The 16,832-nt window shown below is 62.3% G+C and carries 13 protein-coding genes and 1 tRNA gene; 9 read left to right on the top strand and 5 right to left on the bottom strand.

The genetic code is table 11. From position 1 onward, the window contains the following. The first annotated feature begins 4 nt into the window (after nucleotides 1–4). Together HFP57_RS13690 and HFP57_RS13685 are read left to right on the top strand one after the other, a co-directional pair. On the top strand, nucleotides 5–1,600 hold the full coding sequence (locus HFP57_RS13690) for a class I SAM-dependent methyltransferase (protein WP_176870308.1): 1,596 nt from the start codon (nucleotides 5–7) through the stop codon (nucleotides 1,598–1,600). 29 nt (nucleotides 1,601–1,629) lie between these two features. Further along, nucleotides 1,630–4,284, top strand: coding sequence for a glycosyltransferase family 4 protein (locus tag HFP57_RS13685; RefSeq protein ID WP_176870307.1), 2,655 nt, complete (start codon nucleotides 1,630–1,632; stop codon nucleotides 4,282–4,284). Between the two features lie 43 nt (nucleotides 4,285–4,327). Here the strand turns inward: HFP57_RS13685 and HFP57_RS13680 are convergent, their stop codons facing one another. The 3 genes from HFP57_RS13680 to HFP57_RS13670 form a co-directional block, all read right to left on the bottom strand. Next, nucleotides 4,328–5,080: a phosphoadenylyl-sulfate reductase gene (locus tag HFP57_RS13680; protein ID WP_176870306.1), complete on the bottom strand. Its 753-nt coding sequence runs from the start codon at nucleotides 5,078–5,080 to the stop codon at nucleotides 4,328–4,330. A gap of 15 nt (nucleotides 5,081–5,095) precedes the next feature. Next, nucleotides 5,096–6,253 (bottom strand): NAD-dependent epimerase/dehydratase family protein, encoded by a 1,158-nt coding sequence (locus HFP57_RS13675; RefSeq protein WP_176870305.1) that lies wholly within the window; start codon nucleotides 6,251–6,253, stop codon nucleotides 5,096–5,098. Between the two features lie 291 nt (nucleotides 6,254–6,544). Then, a complete protein-coding gene (locus tag HFP57_RS13670) occupies nucleotides 6,545–7,594 on the bottom strand; it encodes an O-fucosyltransferase family protein (RefSeq protein WP_176870304.1) in 1,050 nt (349 codons plus the stop codon). 415 nt (nucleotides 7,595–8,009) lie between these two features. Between HFP57_RS13670 and HFP57_RS13665 the strand changes: the two genes are divergently transcribed. From HFP57_RS13665 to HFP57_RS13650, 4 genes are all read left to right on the top strand, one after another. Then, nucleotides 8,010–8,966, top strand: coding sequence for a GDP-L-fucose synthase family protein (locus HFP57_RS13665; protein WP_176870303.1), 957 nt, complete (start codon nucleotides 8,010–8,012; stop codon nucleotides 8,964–8,966). A gap of 111 nt (nucleotides 8,967–9,077) precedes the next feature. Continuing rightward, entirely contained in the window at nucleotides 9,078–10,394 is a 1,317-nt protein-coding gene (locus HFP57_RS13660) for a nucleotide sugar dehydrogenase (RefSeq protein ID WP_176870302.1), read from the top strand. Then, nucleotides 10,391–11,371, top strand: coding sequence for an NAD-dependent epimerase/dehydratase family protein (locus tag HFP57_RS13655; RefSeq protein WP_176870301.1), 981 nt, complete (start codon nucleotides 10,391–10,393; stop codon nucleotides 11,369–11,371). The genes HFP57_RS13660 and HFP57_RS13655 overlap by 4 nt, the downstream gene beginning before the upstream one ends. Nucleotides 11,372–11,454: 83 nt before the next feature. Further along, complete coding sequence (locus HFP57_RS13650; protein ID WP_176870300.1) at nucleotides 11,455–12,534, top strand: hypothetical protein; 1,080 nt, start codon at nucleotides 11,455–11,457, stop codon at nucleotides 12,532–12,534. A 98-nt stretch (nucleotides 12,535–12,632) separates the two neighbouring features. On the opposite strand, the gene HFP57_RS13645 is transcribed toward HFP57_RS13650, so the two are convergent. Further along, nucleotides 12,633–12,725 (bottom strand) — tRNA-Ser (locus tag HFP57_RS13645). A 207-nt stretch (nucleotides 12,726–12,932) separates the two neighbouring features. On the opposite strand from HFP57_RS13645, the gene HFP57_RS13640 reads away from it, so the two are divergent. Both HFP57_RS13640 and rarD read left to right on the top strand, forming a co-directional pair. Continuing rightward, nucleotides 12,933–13,781 (top strand): DUF1134 domain-containing protein, encoded by an 849-nt coding sequence (locus HFP57_RS13640; RefSeq protein ID WP_176870299.1) that lies wholly within the window; start codon nucleotides 12,933–12,935, stop codon nucleotides 13,779–13,781. Between the two features lie 247 nt (nucleotides 13,782–14,028). Further along, nucleotides 14,029–14,937: an EamA family transporter RarD gene (gene rarD, locus HFP57_RS13635; protein WP_246263168.1), complete on the top strand. Its 909-nt coding sequence runs from the start codon at nucleotides 14,029–14,031 to the stop codon at nucleotides 14,935–14,937. Nucleotides 14,938–14,944: 7 nt separating this feature from the next. On the opposite strand, the gene pyrC is transcribed toward rarD, so the two are convergent. Then, nucleotides 14,945–15,982: a dihydroorotase gene (gene pyrC / locus HFP57_RS13630; protein WP_176870298.1), complete on the bottom strand. Its 1,038-nt coding sequence runs from the start codon at nucleotides 15,980–15,982 to the stop codon at nucleotides 14,945–14,947. Between the two features lie 40 nt (nucleotides 15,983–16,022). Here pyrC and ygfZ point away from each other — a divergent pair, with 40 nt between their 5' ends. Then, nucleotides 16,023–16,751, top strand: a complete 729-nt coding sequence (ygfZ, locus tag HFP57_RS13625) for a CAF17-like 4Fe-4S cluster assembly/insertion protein YgfZ (RefSeq protein ID WP_176870297.1) — start codon at nucleotides 16,023–16,025, stop codon at nucleotides 16,749–16,751. Nucleotides 16,752–16,832 lie beyond the last annotated feature (81 nt).

Below are 16,832 nucleotides of genomic sequence, written 5' to 3'. Positions count from 1 at the left end.
TGGGTTGAGATACAGGGAAGTACCGATCACGAAACAAGATACCCCGCTGCAAATCGCCCAGCGCCTGCTCGCGGACCGGCGACCCTATAGTGCGCTGAAGATCGTCGACAACATTCTCGAACAGCGCCCCGATCACTGGTCGGCGCTGATGCGCCGGGCAAAGATACTCGAATGGCTGGGTGATTTCGCGGCCGCCCGAACGACTTATGTTCAAGCGGGTGAATCGGGCGCCAAAACCGATGTTGTCGAGACGGCCCTCGCGCGGATCGCCGAGATCGAACGGCAGATCGAAGACGGGAAAAAATGCCTTTCGGACGGCGATGCGAAACAGGCCCGTGCCATTCTATCCAACGCCCGGAAGAAGAGATCGTCCGCGGTGGTCGAACTGCATCTGGCCCGGGCCGAATTGGCCAATGGCCAGCTTGACGACGCGGAGGAGCTGATCGAGGATTTCCTTCGCGAACGGCCGGGCCACAAACTCGCGCGGAAGATCAAGGCCGAAATCGCCGAACACCAGGTTCAAAACGGGCCATCCGAACAACCGAAGGGCAAGGCGAAGAAGGCGAAAAAGGCGAAAAAGGCGAGCCCGCGCAAAGGTGCCGATCCCGCCGCGACCTTCCTGGCGAATTTGCCGGACCGCATCGCGGCGCTGGATGCGGCGATCGGAAACGACGACGAAAGCGATGCCAAGCGCCACATTCAGTGGCTGCGCAGCAAGACCGAACATCTGGGCGTAACCAACTGGGCCGACGATCTGGACCACGCAAAGGCCGCGCATTTTGCGTTCGCCAAAAGCCCGACTCAAGCGCTCCGCAACTATGACCCGGCGCTGATCGCGAAGTCGGTGGAATATGGCTACATCATCTGGCCCCGCCGGATTCAGGACTATGTCGTCCACCGTTCCGTTCTCGATGTCGGTTGCGGCTTCGGCGCGTTCGGCAACGGCTTCCTCGTAGCCGGGGCCAAAAGCTATACCGGGATCGATCCGCAGATGCCGCTCGATTCATCGACGGTGAAGAACAAGCGCAAGCGCAAAAAGGCGGACCTCGGCGTCACACCCAATCAGATCATGGAGCGATGCCCGGACATCCATCTGATCAACGGCGTTATCGAGGATCTCGAAACCAAGGCGACGTTCGACGCGGTCGTCCTGCACAACGTCACCGAGCATCTGCACAATATCCGCCAGATCATCCCGAACATCCGGACATTGCTGAATCCGGACGGCCATCTGATATATCACCACCACAATTTCTATTGCTGGAACGGCCATCACAAGATGCCGAACCGGCCCGAGCAATATGTCCCCGGACTCGCCGAGCATGACGAAGTGGCGGACTGGAATCACATCCTGATCGCGCCGGACCTGCCCGAAGACCATTATTTCAACACGAATCTCAACCAGATACGCCTCGATGAGATCAAGGACATCACCTATGACAATTATGACGTGGTAAAATGGGTCGAGATCGAGTCGCCCGAAGCGGTTGCCGAGCGGTTGACCGACGACGTTTTCGCCCGGCTACGCGATTTCGATGACAGTTTGACGCGGCGCGATCTGATGGTGAATGCTGCGCTGTGCGTCGCGAAACTGAAATGACGAGCGCTTGATGAAACCCGGGGGGAGACATGCAGAAAGATCTGTTTGACGTCCGCAGTTTCCCGTCGCTCGAGAAGTTTTCGACCGACGGGTCGGACAAGCGGCTACAGGTTCTGATCGCGACCGAAGAGATCATCGGCCCCGTCCGCAACGGGGGCATCGCCTCCACCTATTATCATCTCGCTCGCGGCCTCGCCGCCGAGGGCCACACGGTTACGGTGCTGTATCTCAAAGGCCGCAAGGTCGAGAATGAGACACCCGAACACTGGATCGACCATTATGCCGGCTTCGGCATCGACCTGGTCTATCTGCCCGATCTCGACGACGAGATCGCCTGCGCCAGCACCAAATGGCAATGGCGCTGGCTGTCCTTCTATCGCTGGCTCAAGGCCAATGACCGGTTCGACATGGTCCATACGTCCGAATGGAGGGGCGGCGCCTTTTACTGCCTCCAGGCCAAGCAGTTGGGCCTCGCGTTCCAGGACACGCTGTTCGTGATGAAGACCTCGTCGCCTTACATCTGGAACCGTCACTATCAGATGCGCCCGATCGACAAGCCCGAACTCGTCGTCGCCGCCTTCGCCGAACAGAAATGCGTCGAATGGTCCGATATCGTCGTCGGCGGCAGCGCGCACCTGCTGAGCTTCATGGACCATATCGGATACCGATTGCCCGAGGGCCGCACCTATGTGCAGCCCAATATCGTCGATTTCTCCGAGGTGGAGGTCGAGGACAAAAGGCCCGAGCGCGCCCATGGCGACATGGTCGAGACCAGGGAACTCGTCTTTTTCGGCCGGCTCGAACCGCGCAAGGGCCTCGAGCTCTTCGTCTTCGCGATCGACGCGCTGGTCGCCCGCGGCGTGGAAATCGAGAAGATCACCTTTCTGGGCAAGGAAGGCGAGAAGCTTCAAAGCCAGGGCAACCGGAAGCCGATCGAGTTCATCAGCGCCCATGCGGAGCATTGGCCGTTCCCGGTCGAAATCGTCAGCGACCGCAACCAGCCCGAGGCGCTGTCGCTGATGTGCTCGCGCGACATGATCGCGGTCATGCCCTCGCTGATCGAGAATTCGACGATGGCGGTGTATGAGGCGCTGGTCCACAATATCCCGTTCATCGCCACCGATGTGGGCGGGACGCCGGAGCTCATCTATCCCGCCGACCATCCCGCGACGCTCGTCCGCCCTGAAGTACAGCACCTCGCCGACCGCATGGCCGACGCGCTGGAAAACGGGCAAAAGGTCGCGCGGCCGGCGTTCGACAATGACCGCAATCTCGAAACCTGGTACGGCTTCCATCGCTATATCGCCGAAAACGGCCATGGCGCGCTCGCGCCCCAGCCGGGCGCGCAGGCCGATCTCCAGTCGATCACCTATGTGACGCTGCCCCCCAACCAGCACGCATTCGCAGCGCTCGTCGAGGGGCGTCCGCGCGAGAATCTGGCGGACGCGGAGCATGTCGTCATAGTAACCTTCCTTTCCACGCCCGCGGTTCGCGAGCAGATCGACGAGGCGCGGGACAAGGGCTACACTGTCATCGAGATGATCGGCGCCTCGGCGGGCGAATGTTTCAACCGGGCGCGCGAGGATATCGATTCCGACATCCTGATCTTCGACGCCGCCTGCGCGACGGACCTCTCGCCGGAGTTCTTTCCCAGGGTACGCAAGGCTCTCACGGCACAGCCGGCGGATTTCCTGACCTCCCTCTATCACGTCCGAGCGGTCGATAGGGACGACGACGCGCTCTTCGTGCCGCTCGGCGCCGACGTCGCGACCCAGGCATTGTCCGGCGACGCCTATGGCGTGGAGTTTCTGATCGGGACGCGGATGGCATTCGATGCGATCGGTCCGTTCGAGGGCTATCGCGTATCGTCCGGCACCTTGCACGAATATGTCGGCCGCGCGGCGGCGGTCGACCGCGAGCTCTTCGTAATCCCGGAACCGCTATTCGACGTGCATATGGGCCAGGACAAAATGCACCCGGGCAACCCGACCTGCAACTATTTGATCCGCAAACCGGTGCTCGAAGACATGAGCCTGGCGGCGCGCAAATTGTTGCTCATCGACTCCGACAAACTGGGCGGAGCGCAAAGATCGAACAACGGTCCGCTGATCATGGCGAAAGCGCATCGGACGCCGGATGGCGTGGCCTGGCTTACCAATGTCGAACGCAAGGGCCATGTGAACGACAAGGTTCTCCATAACCATGCGATCTTCCTCGGATTCGATCGCCCGACCGGAGTCCTGCACGTCGCCAAGCGCCATACCGGCGAGCTCGTCGTCAAGGCGAACGACGAGATCATCCGCCATGAGCCGGATTACGATACGCAGGGCGAACTCGCGATCTCCGATATCGAATTGCTGCCGTTCCTCGACCGGCAACCGAAAACGCATCTGCGGATCGAGCTGATAACCGAAGACAAGGTGCGGGCGGCCGGCCTCGCGGTCCAGCGGCTCGAGCCGAGCGTCTATTATCTGAGTTCGCACCGGCCGATCTATTGGGGCGACGACTTCTTCTTCATGCTGGAACAGGTCGAGAAGAAGCGCGCGGAAAAACTGCGCGGCCGGGCCCCGGCCAGCACGATCCCGCATGACGAGCTGGGCGCGTCCGCTGTGCCGAACGGCGCGGGTACCCATCTTCGGCACATCGGCGTTTTCAGGCGATTGCGGGACAAGATCGGATTTTGAGAGCGGGGCTACCGCGAGGCCGTCGGCCCGTTACCGCACGCCGTCAGTCGGCTGAACCCTTTTGCCGCGTCGAGCCGGACGATCCTGCGCCGCCTTCATATTCGTGGATGCCGCATTCGGTCTTTTCCTGACCGGCCCAGCGCCCGGCGCGGTCGTCCTCGCTCGGGATCGTGCAGGGCGCGCACCCGATCGAGGCATATCCGCACGCAACGAGCGGATGCCGGGCGAGGCCATGATCGTTCAGGAACGCGTTTATATCGTCCGGCGTCCAGCCCGCCAGCGGGTTGATCCGCAACCAGCTTTGCTGGACCTCGACATGGTCCATCTGTTTGCGGTCGTCCGTCTGGAATCGCTTGCGGCCGGTGAGCACGCAATCGTAGTTTTTCAGCGCGCCGATCATCGGCAGGGTCTTGCGGACATAGCAACAGCGATCGCTGTCGGTCGCGTGCAGGTCCCCCCAGGGATCGGCGGCGGCAAGCTGGGCGGCGCTCGGGCGGACGCGGACGAGCGTCGTCAGCCCGAGCGCGTCCATGAGAGCGTCGACATACTCCAAGGTCTCGGTGAAATGCTTGCGGGTCTCGAGAAACACCACCGGCGTCGTCGGATCCTTGTCGGCCACGAGCTTCAGCAACACGGCCGCCTCGGCCCCGAAGGATGACAGCACCGCCGTGCGGCCGGCAACGCGGCCATTGAGTATTTGCGCGATGATTTGCGGCGTCGTCAGCTTTTCGAAGCTGGCGTTCAGCGCGGCGGCCTTCTTGTCGAGTTCAATCGCCGTGCGGGTCGCCAGTGCCATGGTCGCTGCCCCGCGCTAGGTCCATGTCGAGCGGCAGGGAATTTTCGACCGGTCGCACCGGTCGGAATATTTCCGCGCGATCTCGGTGATCTCGTCCAGCAGCCCGGCGTCGAGCGTGATCGGTTCCAGCCCGAGGCCGAGGAAACGATCGTTCGCCACATGGAGATCGTTTTCGTCGGCTTCGTTGCGCGGATTGTCGACCAGTTCGAATTCGCCGCCGGTCTTGTCCGCGATCATCTTGGCGAGATTGCGCACCCGGTGGGTTTCGGTCATCTGGTTGAGGATATTCACGCGCTCGCCCTTTTGCGGCGGGTTGGCGATCGCCAGCTCGATGCAGCGGCAGGTATCCTGGATATGGATGAACGCCCGCGTCTGGCCGCCCGTGCCATGCACGGTCATCGGATAGTCGAGCGCCGCCTGCATGACGAACCGGTTGAGCACGGTCCCGTAATCGCCGTCATAGTCGAACCGGTTGACGAGCCGCTCGTCCATCTTGGTTTCTTCGGTCTGGGTACCCCAGACGATGCCCTGGTGGAGATCGGTGACGCGCACTCCGTCATTCTTGTTGTAATAGGCGAAGAAGAGCTGATCCTGGGTCTTGGTCAGATGATAGATCGATCCCGGATTCACCGGATAGAGGATTTCCTGTTCGATAACGTCCGTATCGGTCGGAATCTGCACGGTGAGATAGCCTTCCGGAATCTTCATTCCGGCCGTACCGTACCCATAGACCCCCATCGTCCCGAGATGCACGACATGGGCGTTGCTCTTCGCCTCGACGATCGCTGCCAGCAGATTGTTGGTCGCGTTGAGATTGTTGTCGACGGTATAGCGTTTGTGAAAGCTCGACTTCATCGAATAGGGCGCAGCGCGCTGTTCGGCGAAATGGATGACGACATCCGGGTCTTCGTCTTCGATCAGGCTTAGCAGCCGATGATAGTTTTCCGAGATGTCGAAGTTGTGAAAGGCGATATCCTTGCCGCTCACGTCCTTCCAGGCCGCGAGACGCTGATCGATCGGCGCGATCGGCGTTAGCGACTGGACTCCCAGTTCGATGTCGATTTTCCGACGCGATAGATTGTCGATAATCGTGACGTCATATCCGCGCCGCGACAGATGAAGACTTGTGGGCCAGCCGCAAAAACCGTCCCCTCCCAAGACAAAGACTTTCATCAACAATTTCCGTTTTTGGCCCCTGCCCCGGGGCTATCCGCAAGCGCGAAGAGGTTTACCAGTCGCAACCGACAAAGCAACAGCCGGGTGGGAGACGGAAATGATTCAATGCCTTGAAACGCGCATTTCATCGGATTTTGTTACACAACCGTCACATCCGGCGACAGATGTCCGGAAATCGCAGAAAAAGCGTCGCAAAGCGGACCGGCCGAACTGGCCGCGGGGTTCGGCATGGGCGGCATGGACGGCATTCGCCGAATCGCCATGCCGGAGATCGGAAAGCCGCCCCGTCTAACGGATCCGATTGATCCGGTTATATTCCTTCTCGAGCTTTTGCATCATCAACGCCTGCGTTTCGTCGGGAACATCCAGATGGTCCAGGATTTCCGTCTCCAGCTGGTTTTGGAGAATCTCGAACGGCCCCGCGCAGGTGGCGTTGTAGAAATCGATCTTGCCCAGCTGCGCGGCAAAATAGGAGAAATTGCTCGACGTGCCGATGACATAGGCTGCATTCTTGATGATCAGGAAATCCAGGAACGCTTTCTGGATATCGATCGCCATCTTGAACATGCTGAGATCGATGAACTCGCGCGCACCGTATTTCTTTCGAAAAGTGCCAATCGTTTCGGGGCTGTCGCTCGTGAAGACGATTTTCTTGCCGGTCGACAGCGCCTGCTCGATACCCTCCGCATAATATTCGGCGGGCGCCGTCCGGATGGCGAAATGGCCGACCAGCAGTTCGACCCTTTTCGGATCGATCGAGGCGCCGGCCTCTCCGTTCAGCTCGTTGAGCAGCATGTCGTAGCAATCGCCGCGCCGGATATGGAGCGCGATATATTCGCCCGGCCCGAGCCCGGTCTTCTCGTAGAAACGGTTGAGATGGGTCTTGATGTAGATGTTGAGCGGGAGCGTGTGAAACAGATCGCTCATCTGATTCGGGAAATCCGCCCGCGCCGCGCTTTCGTCCTCGAAGAAGAAGGGGGCGGTGCCGCGATTGGCGAACAATGTGTCCCGCCCTTCGAACATGTCGCGCGGAAACCCGTTCCGGAAATAGTCCTTATATTCGGGATCGCCGAGGTTGGTCGCCTCGGGCGGAAAGGTCATCGGCCGCTGCTCGACGAAGATGAGTTCGTCGCCGCGATCGCAATGGAGCTGGACGAGATCGAAGAGCTCGGCCGGCGAGTAGCGAAAACATTCGTCGCCATAGCGCTGGGGAATGTTCGGCCAGTTCACGATCAGCCGCCCATTCACCTGATTCAGGAATCGCCAGGCCAGAAGCGTTGACTTCAAACGGGCAATCAGGCGATCGCTGCGGCCAATGACGAGGGTCGGCTTGGGCATGACGTCTTTGCAAAACTCCCCGATATCCAGACGGACAGGGCCTGCCCGGCCCGCAAACGCTTAGCGGGCGATGCGCGCCAAAAAAAGAACAAATATGGTTCCGGAAGGATTCTTTCCGCTGGCGGCGATGCGTCCGCCTCGCGAGCGCATCCGATGGCACATATGATTTTTGCGAGGCACCGGCGATGGGCCGGTACCAAGGGTTTTCATCCCCCCGCGCCTACGATACGTAACGATGTCGATCGCACCCACCGAGCGCTAGGAGACGATTTTCCGACTGTTCCGTTTTCCGGATACTACACGCCGTTCGTGTCCTCGATCATTCACAATGAGCCGATCGTCATCGGCATGTGGCACGCGAGCGTCATGATCGAGGCTTCCTTTTCGCTCCTTCCTCCAGCAAAGACGTCTGGCAATGATCGCAAAAACATCTGAACAGCCGAAAATCTATATCGCCGGGCATCGCGGCATGGTCGGCGGCGCGATCGAACGGACCGTGCGGCGCCGCAACTACACGAATATCGTCACCCGCACGCACGCCGAGCTCCCGCTCGACGATCGCGCACAGGTCGACGCCTTTTTCGCCGCCGAAAAACCGGACTGGGTGTTCCTCGCCGCCGCCAAGGTAGGCGGGATCGCCGCGAACGACACCCAGCCGGCCGATTTCATTCGGGAAAACCTGCTGATCCAGACCCATGTGATCGACGCGGCCTGGCGGAACGGCGCGCAACGTCTGCTCTTCCTGGGATCGTCCTGCATATACCCGCGCGAGGCACGGCAACCGATCCGCGAGGACAGCCTCCTGACCGGCAGGCTGGAACCGACGAACTCGGCCTATGCGGTCGCCAAGATCGCCGGCAAGGAAATGTGCGACGCCTATCGCAAGCAGCACGGCTTCGATGCGTTCACCGCGATGCCCTCCAACGTCTACGGGATTGGGGACAATTTCCACCCCGAGCACAGCCATGTCATCGCGGGCATGATGCGCCGCTTTCACGAAGCCAAGGCCAGCGGCGCGCAGGACGTCGTCATCTGGGGTACCGGAAAGCCGATGAGGGAATTCATCTTTTCCGAGGATCTCGGCGATGCCTGCCTGTTTCTCATGGAGAATTATGCCGATGGCGGCATGATCAATGCCGGAAGCGGCGAGGAGGTATCGATTGCCGAGCTCGCCAAGATGATCGGAGAGGTGGTCGGCTTCGGAGGAACCATAAGGTTCGACACCGACCGGCCCGACGGGACCATGCGCAAGGTAATGGACAATTCCCGGATCCTTGCGCTCGGCTGGAAGCCCGCAACGGACCTCCGGAACGGTCTTGCCCAAATGTACGATCATTTCCGGCAAGCATCGGAGACCGGAAATGTGCGATGAACGGCTTTCGCGTGCCGGGCGATTCCCGACCGCCATCCGGATATGGCGACCGTCGCCCATCGGAGAGCCGGGCAAGGCGCCATCGCATCCGTATCGGGGAAAGCTGGCAGAATGAAATATGATATCGGCATTGTCGGGCTGGGCTATGTCGGCCTTACCTTCGCGACCGCCCTGGCGGATCTGGGCTTCTCGGTTCTGGGTATCGAGAAGAGGAAAGACATCGTCGATCTGACGAATAGCGGCAAGCCGCATTTTTCCGAGGCCGGGCTCGAAAGCATCATGCGCCATGTGACGCGCTCGGGCCAGCTCAAGGCGGTTCAGGCGCTGACGCCCGAGGACGAATGCGACATCTATGTCATCACGGTCGGTACGCCGCTGGACGAGAATGGCAATGCGCAGCTCGACTATATCCGATCGGCAACCCGGGAAGTCGCCGATAACATGCCGGACGGCGCGCTCGTCATCCTGCGATCCACGGTGAAGATCGGCGTCAGCCGCAACGTCGTGAAACCGATCCTCGAAGAGTCGGGCAAGTCTTTCCATATCGCGATGTGCCCGGAACGCACGCTGGAAGGCCGCGCCATGCAGGAATTGCGGCAACTGCCGCAGATCGTGGGGGCCGATGACGCCGAAACGCGCGATCGCGCCGTTCGGTTCTTCTACCAGCTGACCCGGTCGGTCGTGCAGGTGGGTTCGCTCGAAACCGCCGAGATCATCAAGCTCGTCGACAACACCTATCGCGACGTGCAGTTCGGCTTCGCCAACGAGGTCGCCCGGATTTGCGACGTTTTCGGCGTCAATGCCAACGAGGTGATCTCGGGCGGGAAATTCGGCTATCCGCGGACCGATGTCGCCTTGCCGGGGCTGGTCGGCGGGCCCTGCCTCGAAAAGGACCCGCACATCCTGACCCAATCGCTTGCCGAAATGGACGTGGCGCTGGACATCACCCCGGCCGCCCGCGCGGTCAACGAAAACCAGCCGGCGGAAACCGTGCGGTTCATCGCAGATCGCCTTTCGGACAGGGATCGGCCGGCAATCGCCCTGCTTGGCATGGCGTTCAAGGGCATTCCCGCCACGAACGATCTGCGCGGATCGATGTCGCTCAAGGTGCTGGCCGCCTTGCGCGCGCAGATACCCGACGCCGACATCCGCCTTTACGACCCGGTCTGCTCGCACGCGGAGCTGCGCGAAGTCGCCGATGGCGCAACGATCGTGGACAGCCGGTCGGACGCGATCGCCGGAGCCGATTGCATGATCATCGCCAACAACCACCCCGATTTTGGTGCGATACCGCCGGTCGAACTGCGGGAACAGCTGGCCGAGGGCGGCTTCATCTTCGACTATTGGAATCATTTTTCCAGCCATCACCCCCATGAGGTCGGCGACGCCTATTATGCGGTCGGGAATCTGAGAAAGGCCTATAGATGACCGGAAAATGCACGGTCACAGGCGGCGGCGGATTCATCGGCGCCTACCTCGTCCGGCGCCTGGTGCACGATGGATGGGACGTTACGGTGGTCGACAATATGGTGCGCGGCGACGCCTCCCGCTTCGCCGATGTCGCCGATTCGGTGCGCCTGCATTCGTGCGACGTACGCGACGGCGAGGCCGTGGCCGAAGCGATCAGGGGCAATGACGTCGTCTTCCACCTGGCCGCGATCAACGGAACGGAAAATTTCTACAAACGCCCCGAACTGGTGCTCGATGTCGGACTGCGCGGGGCGCTGGCCGTGGTCGAGGCGTGCCGCGACACAGGCGTTCCCGATCTGGTCGTCGCTTCCTCCGCCGAGGTCTATCAGACGCCGGCGACCGTCCCGACCGACGAAAATGTCGCGCTGATGCTGCCCGACAGCCTGAACCCGCGCTATTCCTATGGCGGATCGAAGATCGTCTCCGAACTCATCGCGTTCAACTATGCGCAGGACCATTTCCGCAAGGTGCAGGTCTTCCGCCCGCACAATGTCTACGGGCCCGATATGGGCTGGAAGCATGTCGTGCCGCAGTTCATCCTGCGCGCGCTCGCCTGCGAGGAGCGCGGTTCGCGGACATTCTCGATCCAGGGCGATGGCAGCGAAACCCGGGCCTTCGCCTATGTCGAGGATGTCGTCGGCGGCATCCTCACCATGTATGCCAGGGGCGATCACCGGCAGGTCTATCATATCGGCAATGACGAAGAGGTATCGATCCGCCGCCTCGTCGAGCTGACGGGCGAAACGATCGGTATCGCGCTCGATATCGAACCCGGGCCGGAAGCGGCGGGCGGGACGCCGCGCCGCTGCCCCGATATCTCCAAGATGCGAGCGATCGGCTACGATCCGCAGATCGCGCTCGCCGAAGGCCTGGCCCGCACGACCGACTGGTACCGCGACAACAGGAATATCGCACCCGCCAACGAGCTGATGTGAGGGCACTGCGAGAGCGTCAGGCCGCGTACTGGAGTTCGCGTTTGGATTTGTATTAGGAACATGCTGCAGCATTGGAGACCATCATGCCGAGAATAGAAGTCATCCCGCGCAAGCTGACGAACGACAAGTCGGCCTATCTCCGGCGCTTCGCGTCGAACACCTATTCCCAGGCGGGCGAGGACGGGATCATCGCCGAGATCTTCCGGATTCTCGACGAGGACGAGCCCGAACGCGACCATTGGTGCGTCGAGTTCGGGGCATGGGACGGGCTGTATCTGAGCAACACGGCTCGCCTCATTCGCGAAGAGGGCTGGTCGGCCGTGCTGATCGAAGGCGACGAAGAGCGGTGCGCCGAGATCATGACCAACCTGCCCTATCCCGACCGGGTCCATGCGATGCATCGCTGGGTCGGCTTCGAGCGCGGCAAGAACACGATGGACGACATATTGGCCGAGACGCCGATCCCCAAGGATTTCGATTTCGCCAGCATCGATGTCGACAGCGTCGACTGGCATGTCTGGGACGCTATCCAGGACTATCGGCCCAGGCTGGTGTGCATCGAATTCAACCCCTCGGTCCCGAACAGCGTCATCTTCGTCCAGGACCGCGACATGGGCGTCAACGAGGGGTCCTCGATCGCCGCGATGGTCGAACTCGGCAAGCAGAAGGGGTATGAGCTGATCTGCGCTACCGGAAACGGGTTCTTCGTGCGCGAGGAGGAATTCGGCAAGTTCGGCATCGAGGACAATTCGATCGACGCCATGCGGCCCGACCGCGGCAACTATCTGTGGACCGGCTATAACGGGAAGATCTACCACACGCTCGACCGGATGGCGTGGTGGGGGCGCCAGGTGGAACTGAAGCCGACCAGCCTGCAGCTGCTGAGCGAATTCTGGTTTCACGGTGCGCATCAGGGCTATGCCCATGAGCTGACCGGTCTGGAGCCCGACGACGGCGCGCTCGATTTCGACAATCCCGAACACATCCTGCGCGAAGTCTATGAGCTGCGATCGACCCGCAAATCGCTCGACCCGGACGAGTTCAAGGCCCGGCAGGCCGAAGCATGGGGCGCGGCGAAACGCTATTTCATGCGCAACCGGGGGACCCATGACATCGAGAACCCGGCCGAGGAAAGCCAAAAGATCGACAGCACCGCCGAATAGCCGGGCCGGTCTTCTGGAAAGGCCGGACAGAACTGGACGAAAATCGAAGGATCGGCCGGCGCCGCGATACGAGGCGGAACCGCCGCAAACGGGCCAGCTGGCGGACACGGAGGGATTCGAACCCTCGATACGGGTAATCCCCGTATGCCGGTTTAGCAAACCGGTGGTTTCAGCCACTCACCCACGTGTCCTGGCGCAGCCGTCCGGCGCGTATAGCGATGCATTCCGGCCCGATCAACAGCCAGTCGCCGCGCCGTCCGGTCGGCGCCAAATGCCCGAAAATCCACAGGATCGACTCGTTTCGGCGCGGAACCGACTCGGTTCGTCCCGCGCTCGATTGCGCGTGCGTCCGGTCGGGGCGTAAATTGCGCCTGCCGAGCTTTGCCGGGGGATGCACCATGTTGAAGAAGCGCCTGTTTTCCATCGTTGCCGCGCTCGGCCTTGCCGGGATGGCGGTGGCGCCGTCCGCCGCGCAGGTCGACACGGTCGACCCCGACGCCGCGCTCGATTTCAGCGAGAGCGACTATCAGAGCGGCGGCACGACGACCGACCAGGGCGCGACCGTCGACGATCCGGGATATGACGCCGCGCCCGGCTTCGACCCCGAGGCCGCCGTCGAGACCGACACGACCGTCTATACCGACCCCAACTATATCCCCGACACGCCCGGCTACGAGAATGAAGCCATCCCCGCGCAGGAAGACGTCGCCGGAAACGACGCGGCGACCGGCGAGTCGACCGTGCCGGCGACGGAGGACGGGCGCGCCACCTATCAGCGGGACGATCTGATCGCGGCCGCCGGCGGCGTGTTCGGCGACGGCGCGGAAGGCCTGGCGCGGATCATCGAGGATATCCTGTCCGATCAGGGCGAGCCCAACGGCTATATCGTCGGGCGCGAGGCGGGCGGCGCGTTCATTTTCGGCCTGCGCTACGGCTCGGGTACGCTGTTCCACGCCGTGGAGGGCGAGCATCCCGTCTATTGGACCGGCCCCTCGATCGGTTTCGATGCGGGCGCGAACGGCGCGTCGACCTTCGTGCTCGTCTATAATCTCTACGACACGGACGAACTGTTCCGCCGTTTCCCGGCGGGCGAAGGCAATGCCTATCTGGTCGGCGGGCTGACCGCCAGCTATCTGCGCTCGGGCGACAAGGTGCTGATCCCGATCCGGCTCGGCGCGGGCCTCCGGCTCGGCGCCAATATCGGTTACATGAATTTCAGCCGCAACCGCCGCTGGCTGCCTTTTTAGTTTGTCAGACTCGAACTAACGTTCGAGCGCCGCACCGGCCCGCACCCCCTCCCGGCCTCCCATTGAGTATACCCTGTTGGGAGGCCGGGAGGGGGTGCGGGCCGGTGCGGCGATTTTCCGCGAGGGAAATTCTGACAAAGGAGTCTGCCGCGCTCGACGGACAGGTCGATTCTGACGAAAAAGCTTCTTTCGCTTCGCCAACAATTTTCGTGTGGCGCGATTCGCCCCACTGGCCTAGCGCAACGCCATGAGCGATCAGCAGAACACACCGGCCGGCTATGCCTTCGGGATCGGGGTCTATCTCCTCTGGGGGCTGGTGCCGCTCTATTTCAAGCTGCTCGATCATGTCGGCGCGGTCGAGACGGTCGCGCACCGGATCATCTGGTCGGTCGGGCTGTTACTGGCGCTGCTGCTCGCGCTCGGCAAGCTGGGCGACCTCCGCACCACCGTGCGCAACCGCCGCACGCTGCTGGCGCTGACCGCGTCCGCCACGCTGATCGCGGTCAACTGGCTCGTCTATATCTGGGCCGTCACCAACGAACATATCCTCGCCGCGAGCCTCGGCTATTTCCTCAATCCGCTGCTCAATGTCGTGCTCGGCACCGTGCTGCTGAAGGAGAATCTGCGGCCGGCCACGATCGTCGCGATAGCGCTCGCCGCGATCGGCGTCGCGATCCTCGCCTGGAGCGCGCTCGACACGCTGTGGATCAGCGGAACCCTGGCCATCTCCTTCGCGCTCTACGGCTATGTCCGCAAGGTCACCGATGCCGGCGCGATCGAGGGGCTGGCGGTCGAGACCACGCTGCTGAGCCCGCTCTGCGTCGCCTATCTGGTCTGGCTCGGCCTGTCCGGCGGGCTGATATTCGGCACCGATACCGAAACCGATATCCTGCTGGTGATGGCCGCGCTCGTCACCTCGGTGCCGCTGATGCTGTTCGCCGCGGCGGCCAAGCGGCTGACGCTGACGACATTGGGCTTCATCCAGTATATCGCGCCCTCGATGGTGTTCGTGATCGGCGCCTTCGTCTTCAACGAACCGCTGAATGCCGGCCAGATCGCCTGCTTCCTGTTCATCTGGGCCGGGCTCGCGCTGTTCACGATCGACAATCTCCGCATGGCCCGCGCCAACCGGCTGCGCGCCCGCATACCGGCCTGAGAGCCCGCTATCCGTCGAGCGTCCAGCCCAGCGTTTCGCCGGCCTGGAAGGGGACGAATTCGGTTCCGCCCGCGGCGAGCCTTTCGGGAACGGTCGTCGGCGTACGGCGGAGGGTGACGGTCCCCTCGTTGAGCGGCAGGCCGTAGAAACGCGGGCCGTGCTCCGAGGCGAAACCTTCGAACGCGTCGAGCGCGCCTTCCGCTTCGAACACCGCGGCATAGCTTTCGAGCGCGAAGGGCGCGTTGAAGATGCCGGCGCAGCCGCAGGCGGATTCCTTGTCCTCGCGCGCATGGGGGGCCGTATCGGTGCCGAGGAAGAATTTGGGCGAGCCGGACACCGCCGCCGCGCGGACCGCCAGCCGGTGCTGCTCGCGCTTGGCGACGGGCAGGCAATAGGCGTGCGGGCGGATGCCACGCTCGAAGATCGCGTTGCGGTTGATGACGCAATGATGAGGCGTGATCGTTGCGGCGATATTCGGGCCGGTGGCTTCGACGAACGCCACGGCATCGGCGGTCGTGATATGTTCCAAGACGATTTTAAGCGCTGGAAATTTCCGCGTCAGCGGTTCGAGGATACGTTCGATAAACACCGCTTCCCGGTCGAAAATATCGACATCGCTGTCCGTCACCTCGCCATGGATGAGGAGCGGCATGCCGATCGCCTCCATCCGCGCGAGTACGGTATGGATGTTCGCGATATCGGTGACTCCGCTGTCGGAATTGGTCGTCGCGCCGGCCGGATAGAGTTTGGCGGCGGTGAACACGCCGTCCGCATGGCCGGCGGCGAGATCGTCGGGATCGATCGTATCGGTCAGATAGGCGGTCATCAGCGGGGTGAAATCGCTGCTCTCGGGAAGCGCGGCCATGATCCGGTCGCGATAGGCGTCCGCCGCCTTCGCCGTCGTCACCGGCGGCGCGAGATTGGGCATCACGATCGCGCGGGCGAACTGCCGGGCCGTGTATCCCGCCACGGCCGCCAGCATCGCGCCGTCGCGCAGATGGACATGCCAGTCGTCGGGCCGGCGGATCGTCAGAATATCGGTCATGCGGCTTCCCTTTGCACGGCCCGATCCCTAATTGAAGTCCATGGCCGCCACCACCCTTTCCGACCGCGCGCTGATCCGCCTCTCGGGCGACAATGTCCGCGAATTCCTGCAGGGCCTCGTCACCCAGAATGTCGACCGGGTCCAGCCGGACACGCCGCAATGGACGGCGCTGCTGACCGCGCAGGGCAAGGCGCTGTTCGATTTCCTCCTCTGGGCCGATGGCGCGGATATTCTCGTCGATTGCGAAGCCGAAGCCGCGGACGATCTGGCGAAGCGCCTGGCGCTCTACCGCCTGCGCCGCCCGATCGAGATCGCCCGCGACGATGCGCTCGCGGTCCACTGGTCGCCCGATGCGAGCGCCCGTCCGCCCGACCCGCGCCTCGCCGCGCTCGGCCATCGCTGGCTCGCGCCGGCGAGCGAACCGGCGGAGGGCTGGCGCGCCCATCGCCTGGCGCTCGGCGTGACCGAGGGCATCGCCGAGCTCGGCAGCGACAAGACGCTCTGGCTCGAATGCAATGCCGAGGAGCTGAACGGCGTCGATTTCGAGAAAGGCTGCTATGTCGGGCAGGAGAACACGGCCCGCATGCACTATCGCAACAAGGTCAATCGGAGGCTCGTTATCGTGCCGCGCGACCGCGCCGACGAGAAGCGCCAGCGCATCGCCTATCCCGATCTCGGCCTCTCCGTCGAACATCGCCGGGTCGAGGATCTGGCCGGGCTCGACCTGCCGGACTGGCTGGCATCGGCCATTGCAGCTCCCGTGTCTTAGTTTTCAGCTGGCCTCTTCGGACCATCGACAACATTCCCGTCATTGCGAGGAGTGAAACGACGACGCAATCCAGAGCGGCTA

The sequence above is a fragment of the Parasphingopyxis algicola genome (assembly GCF_013378075.1).
In the GTDB taxonomy this organism is placed as follows: domain Bacteria; phylum Pseudomonadota; class Alphaproteobacteria; order Sphingomonadales; family Sphingomonadaceae; genus Parasphingopyxis; species Parasphingopyxis algicola.
This window is presented reverse-complemented; position numbering and strand designations above follow the sequence as displayed.